The sequence below is a fragment of the Saccharopolyspora terrae genome, from assembly GCF_004348435.1.
Taxonomy (GTDB): domain Bacteria; phylum Actinomycetota; class Actinomycetes; order Mycobacteriales; family Pseudonocardiaceae; genus Saccharopolyspora; species Saccharopolyspora endophytica.
Window position 1 is genome coordinate 26789 of sequence record NZ_SMKS01000056.1, and the last position, 13118, is coordinate 39906.

Annotated in this window: 15 protein-coding genes; 9 read left to right on the forward strand and 6 right to left on the reverse strand. The window is 70.6% G+C overall.

The window, feature by feature from the left end; genetic code table 11:
* The 5 genes from E1181_RS24305 (at position 1) to E1181_RS24325 (ending at position 4155) form a co-directional block, all read left to right on the forward strand.
* Positions 1 to 459, forward strand: coding sequence for a RidA family protein (locus E1181_RS24305; protein WP_132678161.1), 459 nt, complete (start codon positions 1 to 3; stop codon positions 457 to 459).
* Between the two features lie 344 nt (positions 460 to 803).
* Positions 804 to 1418, forward strand: coding sequence for a hypothetical protein (locus E1181_RS24310; protein WP_132678163.1), 615 nt, complete (start codon positions 804 to 806; stop codon positions 1416 to 1418).
* A gap of 26 nt (positions 1419 to 1444) precedes the next feature.
* Positions 1445 to 2503 (forward strand): hypothetical protein, encoded by a 1059-nt coding sequence (locus E1181_RS24315; RefSeq protein WP_235877005.1) that lies wholly within the window; start codon positions 1445 to 1447, stop codon positions 2501 to 2503.
* Between the two features lie 48 nt (positions 2504 to 2551).
* Entirely contained in the window at positions 2552 to 3364 is an 813-nt protein-coding gene (locus E1181_RS24320; RefSeq protein ID WP_132678165.1) for an NUDIX hydrolase, read from the forward strand.
* On the forward strand, positions 3364 to 4155 hold the full coding sequence (locus E1181_RS24325; protein ID WP_132678167.1) for an MBL fold metallo-hydrolase: 792 nt from the start codon (positions 3364 to 3366) through the stop codon (positions 4153 to 4155). Before E1181_RS24320 ends, E1181_RS24325 begins: the two co-directional genes overlap by 1 nt.
* Before the next feature lie 14 nt (positions 4156 to 4169).
* Here the strand turns inward: E1181_RS24325 and E1181_RS24330 are convergent, their stop codons facing one another.
* The 4 genes from E1181_RS24330 to E1181_RS24345 all read right to left on the reverse strand — a co-directional run bounded on the left by E1181_RS24330 (position 4170) and on the right by E1181_RS24345 (position 7228).
* The gene (locus tag E1181_RS24330; protein WP_132678169.1) at positions 4170 to 5399 is read right to left on the reverse strand and encodes an MFS transporter; all 1230 of its coding nucleotides are present in this window, start codon (positions 5397 to 5399) and stop codon (positions 4170 to 4172) included.
* Between the two features lie 353 nt (positions 5400 to 5752).
* Positions 5753 to 6010, reverse strand: coding sequence for a hypothetical protein (locus E1181_RS24335; protein WP_132678170.1), 258 nt, complete (start codon positions 6008 to 6010; stop codon positions 5753 to 5755).
* Positions 6011 to 6205: 195 nt separating this feature from the next.
* Positions 6206 to 6880, reverse strand: a complete 675-nt coding sequence (locus tag E1181_RS24340; RefSeq protein ID WP_093422841.1) for a Crp/Fnr family transcriptional regulator — start codon at positions 6878 to 6880, stop codon at positions 6206 to 6208.
* A 93-nt stretch (positions 6881 to 6973) separates the two neighbouring features.
* On the reverse strand, positions 6974 to 7228 hold the full coding sequence (locus E1181_RS24345; RefSeq protein WP_029535541.1) for a hypothetical protein: 255 nt from the start codon (positions 7226 to 7228) through the stop codon (positions 6974 to 6976).
* A gap of 234 nt (positions 7229 to 7462) precedes the next feature.
* Between E1181_RS24345 and nth the strand changes: the two genes are divergently transcribed.
* From nth to E1181_RS24365, 4 genes are all read left to right on the forward strand, one after another.
* Positions 7463 to 8200: an endonuclease III gene (nth, locus tag E1181_RS24350; RefSeq protein WP_132678187.1), complete on the forward strand. Its 738-nt coding sequence runs from the start codon at positions 7463 to 7465 to the stop codon at positions 8198 to 8200.
* Positions 8197 to 8823, forward strand: coding sequence for a TlpA family protein disulfide reductase (locus E1181_RS24355; protein ID WP_132678172.1), 627 nt, complete (start codon positions 8197 to 8199; stop codon positions 8821 to 8823). The genes nth and E1181_RS24355 overlap by 4 nt, the downstream gene beginning before the upstream one ends.
* A 44-nt stretch (positions 8824 to 8867) precedes the next feature.
* Complete coding sequence (locus tag E1181_RS24360; protein WP_132678189.1) at positions 8868 to 9524, forward strand: NUDIX hydrolase; 657 nt, start codon at positions 8868 to 8870, stop codon at positions 9522 to 9524.
* A 98-nt stretch (positions 9525 to 9622) separates the two neighbouring features.
* Entirely contained in the window at positions 9623 to 10807 is a 1185-nt protein-coding gene (locus E1181_RS24365; RefSeq protein WP_132678174.1) for a MarP family serine protease, read from the forward strand.
* Between the two features lie 203 nt (positions 10808 to 11010).
* Here E1181_RS24365 and E1181_RS24370 read toward each other — a convergent pair whose 3' ends face one another.
* Together E1181_RS24370 and nhaA are read right to left on the reverse strand one after the other, a co-directional pair.
* Positions 11011 to 11511, reverse strand: coding sequence for a phage holin family protein (locus E1181_RS24370; protein WP_132678176.1), 501 nt, complete (start codon positions 11509 to 11511; stop codon positions 11011 to 11013).
* 44 nt (positions 11512 to 11555) lie between these two features.
* Positions 11556 to 12809 carry a Na+/H+ antiporter NhaA gene (gene nhaA / locus E1181_RS24375; protein ID WP_268952503.1) on the reverse strand — a complete coding sequence of 418 codons (1254 nt, stop codon included), beginning with the start codon at positions 12807 to 12809 and terminating at the stop codon, positions 11556 to 11558.
* Between the last annotated feature and the right edge of the window lie 309 nt (positions 12810 to 13118).

The window sequence follows — 13118 nt, forward strand, 5'->3', positions numbered from 1 at the left end:
ATGGGTCGGTGGACGGATCGCCTGGCGGAGCTGGGCATTCCGCTGCCCGAGGTCGTCAAGCCCGTGGCGGCTTACGTGCCTGCGGTGCGGACGGGTTCGCTGGTGTTCACCGCGGGCCAGATCCCGATGGTGGCCGGTTCGCCGGCGGGCCTGGGCAAGGTCGGTGCTGAGGTCAGCGCCGAGGAGGCCCAGCAGCACGCCCGGATCTGCGCGCTGAACGCGCTGGCCGCGGTCGATTCGCTGGTCGGCCTGGACTCGATCGTCCGCGTGGTCAAGGTCGTCGGGTTCGTGGCCTCGGCTGAGGGCTTCACGGGGCAGCCGGGTGTGGTCAACGGTGCTTCGGAGCTGCTGGGCGAGGTCTTCGGCGAGGCGGGGCAGCACGCTCGCTCGGCCGTGGGTGTCGCGGAGCTGCCGCTGGGCGTGCCGGTCGAGGTCGAGCTGGTCGTCGAAGTCGAGTGAAGTCGGCATTCCGGACCTGATGCGCGGCGTCGCCCTACTCGGGGTGACGCCGCGTTCTCGTTCCGTGAGCGCGACGTGTTCGCCGGGAACGGAGTCGTGATTTTTTCGGTGGTGGGCATCCGGAGACCGACTACGGCAAGTACGCTGCGATCATCCCCGATCTTCGTTCGCCAGATCCGGTGTAGCCCAGATGGGGGGTGTTGATTCCAACGCGTTGCGTTTGGGTCGTTCAGGGGATTGTTCGACCCGGTCAGTAGCACCAAAGTTCACCTGGAAGGGTGCAGCCGCGTGCGGGGGAGCGGCGGCTGCGTCCGGAACCGGAGTACTAGGCATGGAGGGGCGCCGTGGCAGTGCGTGAAACCGATCTGCTGTGCCACGAACTGTTGCTTCGGTTGGCCGGCAGGTTGCCCGACCGGCACCTGTGGCGATACCGCGACTGGCTGGCAGGGGGTGCCGCCGAGGTCGTGGCGAGGCTTCTGCCGGGCACGCTGGTCCGCGAGCGCATCGCGCTCGACGACGACGAGCACCGGCTGCTCTCGGACGCGCTGCTGCCGCTGGGCGCCGACCCGGCGATGGTCAACGCGATCCTCCCCGCGGTCGTGGACACCACGCCGCACTACTCGTTCACCACCGAACGCCCGGCCGAGAACGTCGGCGACTCGGCGGTGCTGGTGCTCGGCGCGACGCTGCGCGGTCGCGCCGGTGTGCGCGAAGTGCGCAACACCTGGCGGCGCCGCGACTCGGGTTCCCCGAAGCTCGTCGTGCTGGTGTCCGTGTCGGACGACTGCGTCGAGCTCGCCGGGGAGATCCAGCGGGTGCTGCGGGCGCTCGGCGACTCCGCGCCCTGCGTCGAGGTCGTGCCCAAGGACCTGGAACCCACCCCGTACCACCGGATGGCGATCGAGGAGTCGGCGCTGGTGTGCGTGGGAGCTGAAGAATTCGCCGGTCGCCGCGGCTGAGCGGGCGGCATCTGAAGGAGGCATTCGTGGTGGACGTTGCAGAGGCCGCCGGACCGGTCGACCGGCTGCACAGCCTCTTGCTGGCCATGACCGGGCGCGTCGATGACGACGGCATCGACGGCGCTCGGGAGCTGCTCGGCATGGGCTTGCCCGATGCCGGAGCGGAGTACCTGGCCGGGTGCCTGCTGGCCGGGCAGATCGAGGTGACCGCCGCGGAGCAGTACCACCTGCGCCGGGTGCTCGACGAGACGCGGTCCAACCGCCAGCTCGCCGACCGGCTCAAGGTGGTCGAGTCGCTGCTGCCGGAGAACCACAAGTTCAGCGCCCCGCACACCGACGACACCGATCTCGAGCTGACGCTCAAGCAGATCGGCGGACGTCTCGCGGGTCTGCGCGGCATGTGGATCACCAGCCGGACCACGCCCGCGGGCACCAGCTACGGCGCGGTGCCGCAGGGCGTCCTGCTGGCCGAGGTCGGCCCCGACGGTTCCGGTCCCGCTGTCGCCTTCCAGCTCGTCTCGGCCCTGCGCCGAGCCGGTCTGCGCTACGCGGTCGACGTCTTCGCCACCGGCGCCGACCTGCCCGAGTACCACCGCGACGCGCTGTCGACGGCCCGGCGGGTGCGGTTAGAGGTAGCGCCCGTGGAGAGGGCGGCTCCTCCGGCTGTTCCGCGCCCCGAGCAGGTCGTCGAGCGCAGACAACCCGAAGAGCCCCCGGCTCCACCACCGCCCGCGCAGCCGGCCCCGGTGGAAGAACCCCGGCCGGAGGGGGTGTCGCACGCTGTGGCCGAGCCGCAGCACGAGTTTCCCGGTGAGCCACCCGAGGACGCACACCCCGAGACAGCGGCCGAGCAGACGGGTGTGATGATGCGCGTCCCCGCCGCCGTCGACGCCAAGTTGACCGATCGGGAGCGCAACCTGCTGCGCAAGCTGCACGAGGAGCTCGCGCACCGCGAGCAGGACGGACCGGCCAAGCGCCAGCCCAAGTCCGAGGACGGCCGGACCTCCACCATGCCCGGCGGCACGGGCGGGTTCCCGCCGATCTCGGCGAACCAGCAGGTGTACACCTCGCAGCAGCAGCGCTGATCCTTCAGACGGTGTTCGACCGCCGGTCGCCGACATAGGGTGGCGGGCATGGATCGTTCGCTGCCAACGGGATTCGTGCCGGAGGACCGGCCGGACAAGCCCGTGCGCCCCAAGGACGCGGCAACCGTGATGCTGCTGCGCGACGGCCCCTCGGGGCCCGAGGTGTTCCTGCAGCGCAGGGTGAAGGGCATGGCCTTCGCGGGCGGGATGACGGTGTTCCCCGGAGGCGGTGTCGACCAGCGCGACGCGGACGCCTCGGTCGCCTGGAGCGGGCCGGGACCCGAGTGGTGGGCGCAGCGCTTCGGCTGCACGCCGGAGGTGGCCCGCGCGCTGGTGTGCGCGGCGGTCCGGGAGACGTTCGAGGAGTCGGGCGTGCTGCTGGCAGGACCGGATTCGTCGACGGTCGTCGAGGACACCGGCGGCTATTCCGCAGCCCGTCAGGCCCTGGTGACCAGGGACGTCTCGCTCGCAGGCTTCCTCGCCGAGGAAGGTCTGGTGCTGCGCGCCGATCTGCTGCGCCCGTGGGCGAACTGGCTGACGCCCGAGCAGGAGCCGCGCCGCTACGACACCAGGTTCTTCCTGGCCGCGATGCCGGCCGGACAGCGCGCGGACGCCATCACCACCGAGGCCGCCGAGGCCTACTGGGCGACTCCGCAGCAGGCGCTGACCGACTTCCGGGAGGGCCGCTGCCACCTGCTCCCGCCGACCGAGGTCACGCTGACCGAGCTCGCCGAGGCCGACGACCTCGCGTCGGCGCTGCACGCGGAGCGGACGCTGAACAAGATCATGCCGAAGCTGATCGAGCGGAACGGTCGCTGGCACGCGGTGCTGCCCGGCGAGCCCGGATTCGAGGAGGCGTGATGCAGCACCCCGCCTACGGCGAGCTCCGCCCGGTCACCTCCTACGCGTCGGTGCTGCTGGCCGACAACCCGAACCCGATGACGCTCGACGGCACGAACACGTGGGTGCTGCGCGATCCGGATTCGCGCGAGTGCGTGGTCATCGACCCGGGTCCTGACGACGCCGTGCACCTGAGCCGGGTCGCCGGCCACGGGCCGGTGTCGCTGGTGCTGCTCACCCACCACCACGAGGACCACACCGCCGGTGTGGCGGATTTCGTGCAGCGCACCGGGGCTCCCGTGCGCGCGCTCGACCCGAAGCTGTGCCACGACGCGGAGCCGATCGCCGACGGCGAGCCGATCGACGCGGCGGGCCTGCGACTGCGGGTGCTGACCACGGCGGGGCACACGGCCGACTCGGTCTGCTTCGTCGCCGAGCACGACGAACCGGCGGTGTTCACCGGCGACAGCATCCTCGGCCGAGGCACCACGGTCGTCGCCCACCCCGACGGCCACCTGGGCTCCTACCTGGACTCGCTGCGCAAGATCGCGTCCTTGCCGCCAGGCGTCCGCGCGCTGCCGGGCCACGGCCCGGAACTCGACGACGCCCGCGCGGTGGCCGAGCACTACCTCGACCACCGCAGGCAACGCCTCGCCCAGGTCCGCCAGGCCCTCGGCGACCTCGGCCCCGGAGCCACCCCGCGCCAGGTGGTCGAACTCGTCTACGCCGACGTCGACCCCGCCGTCTGGCCCGCAGCAGACCTCACGGTCCAAGCCCAACTCACCTACCTCGTGGAGCACGAAGACCTCTGAAGGCCACCGCCCGATCAGCTGCCGGCGAGGGTGAGGTTGGTCTGGGTGGGGAGGAGGGTGTTGCGGCGGAGGTAGAGGACGGCGGCGAGGGCGGCCCCTGCTGCTCCGGCGACCAGGAACGCCGTCGGGGGTCCGGCGAGTTCGACGAGCTGACCGCTGACGGACTGGCCGATGGCCGAGCCCAGCGTCACCGACGTGACCACCCAGCCGAACGCCTCCGCTGCCGTGCCGGGCGGGGCCGCGAACTCGACCGCGACCGAGTGGGCCGTCGACTGCGGGGTGATCAGGCAGCCCGCGACCAGCAGCATCAGCGCCAGACCCAGCAGCGTCGTCGGGAGCGCGAGCAGCGCGACCAGGCCCGCGAAGCCCAGCAGCAGCGCGGGCAGCCGCAGGTGCATCGGACGCGGCCAGGGGTGCACGCCGTAGACCACGCCGACCGCGACGGAACTGACCGAGGCCAGGCTCATCAGCAGCCCGCCCATCGTGGGCTGACCCGCGTCGACGGCGGCGGCCGGGACCGCGACCTCGATGAAGCCGATCACCACGCCGAACCCCAGCGCGGCCAGCGCGACCGTGCGCATCCCCGGGGCCGCGATGGCTCCCAGCATGGCGCCCGCGTGCTCGCCCGTGTCCGGGCGCTGCGTGCGGGCCGCGCGCGTCGAGGCGAAGCCGACGCTGCCCACCACCATGCAGGCCGAGCCGACCACGACGCCGGTGCCCGCCCACGGCATCGCCACCAGCAGGCCCGCCAGGCCCGGCCCGAGGATGAAGAAGACCTCGAGGCTGATCGCCTCGTAGGAGAACGCTGCCTCGCGGACGCGGCCGGCCGGCAGCAGGTGTCCCCACAGGGCGCGCGAAGCCGAACCGATGTTGGGCTGGAGCAGTCCCATCGCGAACGCGCCCGCCACCACCAGCGAGGTCGAGGCGTCCAGCTCGATCGCGGCCAGCGTCGCCACCACGGAGGCCGTGAACAGCGCTGAGGTGATGTACAGCGGCTTCGACGGGCCGATCCGGTCGACGATCCTGCCCTGCACGACGGAGCCCATCGCCACGCCGATCAGCTCGGCGGCCGAGACCGCTCCGGCGATCGCGAACGACGAGCTCTCCCGCTGCATGTACAGCAGCAGGGCCATGCCGATCATCGCGATCGGCAGCCGGCCCAGCAGCGACGTCACGACGGGGGTGCGGGCTCCGGGGGTGGTCAGGGCGGCGCGGTAGTCGGCCAGCGACGTGGATGTGGACACGCGTACCAGTATGCCGATTGTGGTACGCCGGTACCAACGTGTTTTTCACCTGCTAGGAGCTGGATGAGTGACGTTCGTTACTCAGAACGGGTGATGTGTGCAACCGTCCCCTCGGGACGCACGTCTTGGTTGGTGAAAGGGGGTTGCTGGACAGCACGGACTTCCAGCATCTTCGAAGGGGAGACAACTCCACACAGACGCCTCCGGTGCCGAGGATTCGGGGCCGAAGCATCGGAGGATCGGGGAAGCGTGGTTAGTCGTCGGGGGACGAACCACGCGAATGTGAAGGGGCTGGAGCGCCACGTCGGGGGTGGCGCCCAGCCCCTTCACATGCACTGGGTGGTCGGAACCGGTCAGCAGCCCCCGCCGCCTCCGCCGTCGCCCCCTCCGGAGCCTCCGCCGCCGTCGCCCCCGAAGCCTCCGCCGTCGAAGCCGCTCCAGCCGCCGTCGTGATTGCTGCCGGCCCCGCTGGTGCCGACGAACGAGCTGCCGGCCCGCTTGCGGCGACGGTCTCCGACCCGGTGGGACCTGCTCATCGAAGTCCGCACCCTCATCAGGAACACGATCGCCAGGATCACCGCCGCCAGCGCGATCACCATCGCGGAATTCATCCACAGTCCCCTTTCGCCTCAGCGTCCGACCGTTGGACGTGGCGGGGGTGACGTGCGTTGCGCTCGAGGCCCAACGTGAAATTCACGGACGTGCGCGCGCACGCAAAGGACGCGCGTCGGCTGAAGAACCCGGGAATGAGCCCCGGACTCTTCGGCCGACGCGCGTCAGCTTCGCGATATGTGTGACGTCGCCGCTCAGCGAGCGCGGCGGGCCAAGCGCTCCGGATCCAGGATCAGCACGCTCTTGCCCTCGAGACGCAGCCAGCCGCGGTGCGCGAAGTCCGCGAGCGCCTTGTTCACGGTCTCCCGCGAGGCGCCGACGTACTGCGCGATCTCTTCCTGCGTCAGGTCGTGGGTGACCCGCAGCAGACCCGCTTCCTGGCTGCCGAAGCGCTGCGCGAGCTGCAGCAGCGCCTTGGCGACGCGTCCCGGGACGTCGGTGAAGATCAGGTCGGCGAGCATGCCGTTCGTGCGGCGCAGGCGGCGAGCCACCACGCGCAGCAGCTGCTCGGCGATCTCCGGGCGAGTGGCGATCCACTGCCGCAGAGCGCCGCGGTCCATGCTCAACGCGCGCACCTCGGTGACCGTGGTCGCGGTCGAAGTCCGCGGCCCGGGGTCGAAGATGGACAGCTCGCCGAACATGTCCGACGGCCCCATGATCGCCAGCAGGTTCTCCCTGCCGTCCGGGGATTTGCGTCCGAGCTTCACCTTGCCGGACTGAATGATGTAGAGCCGGTCACCCGGCTCGCCCTCGGCGAAAATCACGTGTCCGCGCGGGAACTCGATCGGTTCCAGCGACTGTGCCAGTGCCTCCGCCGCGGCCGGCTCCACGCCTTGGAAGATGCCGGCTCGGGCCAGGGTCTCGTCCACCTCGTCCCTCCATGTTGAGACGCGGCGGCTGTCTGTGGTGCCGGACCCGCGTCAGCGTGTCTGGCGATGTGCCGCCGATCACTACCAGTGATTCTAAGACTGGTCGCGCGAACGGCGAGTACGCAGCCTACCGGCGCGTCCCACCCTGCGTAGCTGGAAAAGCTCCAGCGCACGTCCAATACCTTGCCGGAACAGCGCCCGCACCTCATCAGGCCGGGCGTTCTCCAGCAACTCCTCCACCTCGTTCTCTTGCACCGCCACATGCCGCAGGCGGGCTTCCACGCGCTCCATGAAGAGCGTGAAGAACATGATCACGAGCGGTACGACGATGACGAACCAGGCAGCCATCATGGTGTGAATCCTCGCTCATACCTTCGACGCCGGTTCAACCGGGGGTCGATTCGCAGGGCCGGTGACAGTACCGCCACTTTCCGTGTCCGTGCTCCTCCGTAGTCTGGTGGGGTGCCGGAGCCTTCCCGAAACACCCGCGCCAAGTCCGCTGGACCGTCTCCTGACCAGGTCGTATCCCGGTCCAGGAAGAAGGAGGAGACCCGGTTGGGGCTCGTCCGGCGAGCGAGGCGCATGCTGCGCGCCCTCGACGAAGCCTATCCGGACGCGCATTGCGAGCTCGATTTCAACACGCCCCTGGAGCTCGCGGTCGCGACCATCCTGTCCGCCCAGTGCACCGACAAGCGGGTCAACGAGGTCACGCCCGCGCTGTTCCGCCGGTACCCGACGGCCGAGGCCTACGCCGGGGCCGAGCGGACCGAGCTGGAGGAGATGATCCGGTCCACCGGCTTCTACCGGAACAAGGCGGCGTCGCTGATGGGGCTGGGCGCCGCGCTGGTGGACGGGCACGGCGGTGAGGTTCCCGCCAAGCTCGACCAGCTGGTCAAGCTGCCCGGCATCGGGCGCAAGACCGCCAACGTGATCCTCGGCAACGCCTTCGACGTCCCGGGCATCACCGTGGACACCCACTTCGGACGCCTGGTGCGCCGGTGGGGCTGGACCGAGCTGGAGGACGCGGTCAAGGTCGAGCACGCGATCGGCGAGCTGATTCCCCGCAAGGAGTGGACGATGCTGTCGCACCGGGTGATCTTCCACGGCCGCCGGGTCTGCCACTCCCGCAAGCCGGCCTGCGGCGCGTGCCTGCTGGCCAAGGACTGCCCCTCCTACGGCGCCGGGCCGACCGATCACGTGGAGGCCGCGAAGCTGGTCAGGGGTCCGGAGACGCCGCGGCTGCTGGAGCTGGCGGGCATCGTCGACGAGATCCCGGACAAGACCATCGAGAGCCAGGCGGCCAAGGAGCCGGTGGCGTGAACCTCCGTGCCTACCGGTCCGAGATCCAGTGGACCGTCGTGGTCGTCGTGCTCGCGATCCTCGCGGCGGTCGCGCTCTGGCCGCGCGACCACGAGCAGCAGCAAGGCCCCACCGCGGCGCCACCACCGGCGGAGCGGATCGATCCGCAGCAGCGCGCGGCCGCCGCGCTGCAGCCGTGCCCGGCCGGAACGGGTGGACCCGCCGAGCTGGCGGGCACGACGCTGCAGTGCCTGGCCGACGGGCAGCCCGTCGACCTGGCCGGGGCCGCCTCGGGCGGACCGACGCTGATCAACCTCTGGGCCACCTGGTGCGTTCCGTGCCGCACCGAGCTGCCCGCGCTGCAGGCCTACAGCACCGAGCCCGGAGCCGTCCGGGTGCTGGGAGTGCAGGTCGACAGCGGCGCCTCGGAAGGTCTTGACCTACTGCGCGCGCTCGGCGTTCACTTCCCGAACGTGCATGACGGCGACAACCGCGCGCGGGCTGCGCTGCGGTCTCCCAACGTGCTGCCGGTCAGCTACGTGGTGACCGCCTCCGGCGAGGTCCGGCGCATCGATCCACCGATCGCGTTCGAATCCCCGCACGAGGTTCGGGCCGCCGTCGAACGAACCCTGGGGGGTCAGTGAGCGACAACGGACCGCTGGTCGATCCTGCTGACCTGCCCGAATGGATGCGGACGCTGGTCAAGCGCACCGCCGACCTCGACCCCGGGCACTTCGGCTGGCCGAAGGACGCGCCGCCGTCCTCCGCCCGCGCCGCCGCGGTGCTGATCCTGCTCGGCGAAGGCGAGCAAGGCCCCGAGGTGCTGCTGCTGCGCCGCGCCGACGGGCTCAACTCGCACCCCGGTCAGGTTGCCTTCCCGGGAGGCGCGCTCGACGATGTCGATTCCGGCCCGGTGGACGCCGCGCTGCGTGAGGCCGTCGAGGAGGTGGGGGTGCGGGTCGAGGGCGTCCGGCCCGTCGCGACCTTGCCGGAACTGCACGTTCCGCACAGCGGTTTCCGGGTGACCCCGGTGCTCGCGCACTGGGTCGAGCCGTCGCCGGTCGCGGCGGTCGACCCGGGTGAGACAGCGGCCGTGGCCCGGGTGCCGATCTCCTGGCTCACCGACCCGGAGAACCGGGTGAGGGTGCGGCTGACCAGCGGAATGGCCGGTCCGGCGTTCCTGGTCCCGGGCATGCTTGTCTGGGGCTTCACCGGCGGGTTGCTGGCCGGTCTGCTGGAACTGGCCGGTTGGTCGCGCAGCTGGAACCGGGCGGACGTGCGCGAGCTGGACGAAGCCTGGCGGGCGGCAGAGGAGGCCGACGACATCGGGCTGGGGCGTTCCTGAGGGGTGGCGAAGACCTCCTTGGAAGCCCGGCTTGGCCGTTCTGTTGTCGAACCATGAGACGGTGGTGCGGCTGATCGTCCATCGCGAGGGGTGAGTGGGTGAACTGGGTCGACCTGCTGGTGGTGCTGCTGGCACTGCTCGCCGCGGTCTCCGGGGCTCGGAGCGGTCTGGTCACCGCGCTGCTGTCCTTCGTGGGCGTGTTCGTCGGAGCCGTGGTGGGGCTGAAGGTGGCGCCGCTGCTGCTGGACACCCTGGACAGCCCGGTCGCCCGGCTGGCCTTCGGCGTCGGCATCGTGGTCCTGCTGGTCGCCTTCGGTGAGACCTTCGGGATGTGGGCCGGCCGTGAGCTGCGGGACCGGATCACCTCGCCCCGGATCGCAGGGGTCGACAACGTGCTGGGCTCGGTGCTGCAGTTCATCGCGGTGCTGGTGGTGGCCTGGTTGGTGGCGCTGCCGTTCACCTCGGCGACCGCGCTGCCCGGTCTGGCGTCGGCGCTGAGCCGTTCGCAGGTGCTCGGCGCGGTCAACTCGGTGATGCCCCCGCAGGCCAGGGCGTTGCCCAACGACCTGCGCAAGATGCTCGGCATGTCGGGCTTCCCGGAGGCCCTGGAGCCCTTCTCGGAGACCCCGGTCGCCGAGATCGCACCGCCCGACCCGGCGCTGGCCGGCAGCGACGTGGTGCGCAACGCGCAGCTCAGCGTGGTCAAGATCCGCGGCAGGGCGACTTCGTGCGCTCGCGCGCTGGAGGGCACCGGTTTCGTCGTGGCGCCGAACCGGGTGATGACCAACGCGCACGTCGTGGCGGGCACCGACCGGGTGGCCATCGAGATCGGGCGCGGCGACTTCGAGGCCGAGGTCGTGATGTACAAGCCGGACGTCGACCTGGCGATCCTGGCTGTCCCGGACCTCGACGCCGAGGCGATGACGTTCGCGTCGCAGCCGGCTCACCCCGGCAACGACACGATCGCGCTCGGCTACCCGCTCGACGGGCCCTACACGGCTTCGGCCGGTCGCATCCGGGAGCGCATCCGGTTGCGCGGGCCGGACATCTACGACAACGCGACCGTGGTCCGCGACGTCTACACGGTCCGCGGGCGGGTGCAGAGCGGCAACTCCGGCGGCCCGCTGATCAACCCCGAGGGGGACGTGGTCGGTGTCGTCTTCGGCGCCGCCGTCGACGACCCGGAGACGGGCTTCGCCCTCACGGCCGACGAGGTCGCCGACGAGGTGGAGGCGGCTCCGCAGCTGAATACCCCGGTCTCCACGGGCAACTGCACGAACTGATCCCGCGCCCGGAACGGCGGTTCACCCAGCGGCCGGCTCTGATCCCAACGGTCCGCGATCGATGTCCTCTTCGTCCGGACAGTTCGGACCACAACCGCCCGCTGGCGAGTCCCAGCACTCCGGAGCACGGCTCTGAGGTGCGAAAAACCGCGGCGGACCTGGGTCCGCCGCGGTTCTCGACGTGGGTGTGAGCGCCCGATCCGTCAGCTTTGGGCCGGCTCCTCGGACTGGCGGCGCTTGGTGATGTTCTTGGTCTCCTTGAGGGAGGCCATCGTGCGCTTCGGCGCGCTGAGCTTGCGGACCTTCAGGAAGCCGAGCAGCCCGAAGAGACCGGCGACCAGCAGCATCGCCAGGAAGACGATGCCGAACGAGGCCCAGCGCCACAGGCCGAGCGCGTGCAGGCCCTCCGCGGCGGTGAAGAACAGGAAGAACAGGCTGAAGCCCAGCACGCACAGCGCCAGGATGAAGAAGACGCTGCCCTTGAGGGCCTTCTTGACCTCACCGGCGATCTCGGTCTTGGCGAGCTCCACCTCGGAGCGGACCAGCGTGGACAGGTGCGTCGTTGCGTCTTTGACCAACGCGCCGATGGACTGCCCGTCGGGAGCTGTGCCCTCCTCGGACAACGGGATGGAGTTGACCGAACTCCACTCCGCACCTTCGCGGCTGCCGTTGGTGCTCTTCTGGGCGCTGTTCACGCGAACCATCGTGCCACGGGAGATCACACCCTCGCCCAGCGACTCGCGATGCGTTACCCGTGAGTGACATTCCCGCCGGGCTCATCAGCGGCTTCACCGTTGAGCTTGCGCCCCCTGCGGACCAGTGCCGCAGCGGCCAGCAGCGAGGCGATCGCGGAGGCGATGAGCACCGCGGCCTTGGCGCGCTCGGCGGCCGCGCCCTCCAGCGCGAGTTCGGTGATGAGGAGGCTGACCGTGAACCCGACGCCGCCGAGCATCGCCAGCGCGCCCATGTCCATCCAGGACACCGAGCTCGGTTTGTCGCCGATGCGCAGTTTCACGGCGATGAACGACGTGCCGAAGATGCCGACGAACTTGCCGACCACCAGGCCGACCATCACACCGACCGCCACCCGGTCCTCGAACATCGAGGTCAGCGCCTCGCCGTCAACGGGGACCCCGGCCGCGAAGAACGCGAACACCGGCACCACCAGGCCCGCCGACCACGGCTGCAACCGGTGTTCCAGCCGCATCGCCGGGGACGCCCCCTCGTCGGGGTCGGTGCGGACGCGGGTGAGCAGGCCCAGCGCGACGCCGGCGATCGTGGCGTGGATACCGCAGCTGTGCACCGCGATCCAGGTCGCGATGGCCAGCGGGACGTAGATCCACGGCGAGCGGATGCGCTTGTGCTGCAGGAACCAGTACAGCGCGCACAGCGCGACGGCGGCCAGCAGCGCCAGCAGGTTCAGGCCGGAGGTGAACACGACCGCGATCACGATGATGCCGCCGAGGTCGTCGACCACGGCGAGGCTGAGCAGGAACACCCGGGCGGCGGTCGGCATCCAGGAGCCGGTCAGCGCGAGGACGCCGAGCGCGAAGGCGATGTCGGTGGCCACCGGGATCGCCCACGCGGTCTCGTGACCGGGGGCGCCGACGCTGACCGCGAACGCCAACCCGGCGGGCACGACCATCCCGCCGATCGCGGCGATCACCGGCAGCAGCGCGCTGCGGATGTTGGACAGCTCGCCGATCACCAGCTCGCGCTTGAGCTCCAGGCCGGCGACGAAGAAGAAGATCGCGAGCAGGCCGTCCTTGGCCCACTCGCCGATGCTGAGGTCGAGGTGCAGCAGGTGCGGTCCGACCTCGAAGTCGCGGATCGCGGTGTAGAAGGCGCTCGCGGGGGAGTTGGCCAGCAGTAGCGCGATGGCCGCGGCGGCGAGCAGCACCATGCCGCCGACGGTCTCGGTGCGCAGGTAGGCCCCGAAGTCGAAGGCGCGGGCGCGGTTGCGGGCGTCGGACACAGCGGCTCCGTTCGTGGACAGCACGATTTCGTCGCCGACCAGACTTCCCGGCACACCTGTAGTCGACCCTAACATCCGTCTGGCCGATCACTTGCCCGCTCAAGCATCATCGCGGTGCTGTTCGTGCAGCTCAGGACGGGTGCGCAAAAAAATGGGAGGGCGCCCGCGCGATGCGGGCGCCCTCCCGTGAACTGCGTTGGCGATCAGTCGTCGCCGGACTTGAGACCCTTGGAGATGAGGTCCATGACCGAGGAGTCGGCGAGGGTGGAGACGTCGCCGACTTCGCGGTTCTCGGCGACGTCGCGCAGCAGGCGGCGCATGATCTTGCCGGAGCGG

What these genes read in the sequence shown, in the direction of transcription:
- E1181_RS24370 (WP_132678176.1), bottom strand. Translation starts at nt 11,511, where the DNA reads ATGGTTCGCGTGAACAGCGCCCAGAAGAGCACCAACGGCAGCCGCGAA.
- nth (WP_132678187.1), top strand. Translation starts at nt 7,463, where the DNA reads ATGCTGCGCGCCCTCGACGAAGCCTATCCGGACGCGCATTGCGAGCTC.
- E1181_RS24360 (WP_132678189.1), top strand. Translation starts at nt 8,868, where the DNA reads ATGCGGACGCTGGTCAAGCGCACCGCCGACCTCGACCCCGGGCACTTC.
- E1181_RS24325 (WP_132678167.1), top strand. Translation starts at nt 3,364, where the DNA reads ATGCAGCACCCCGCCTACGGCGAGCTCCGCCCGGTCACCTCCTACGCG.
- E1181_RS24335 (WP_132678170.1), bottom strand. Translation starts at nt 6,010, where the DNA reads ATGAATTCCGCGATGGTGATCGCGCTGGCGGCGGTGATCCTGGCGATC.
- E1181_RS24305 (WP_132678161.1), top strand. Translation starts at nt 1, where the DNA reads ATGGGTCGGTGGACGGATCGCCTGGCGGAGCTGGGCATTCCGCTGCCC.
- E1181_RS24320 (WP_132678165.1), top strand. Translation starts at nt 2,552, where the DNA reads ATGGATCGTTCGCTGCCAACGGGATTCGTGCCGGAGGACCGGCCGGAC.
- E1181_RS24345 (WP_029535541.1), bottom strand. Translation starts at nt 7,228, where the DNA reads ATGGCTGCCTGGTTCGTCATCGTCGTACCGCTCGTGATCATGTTCTTC.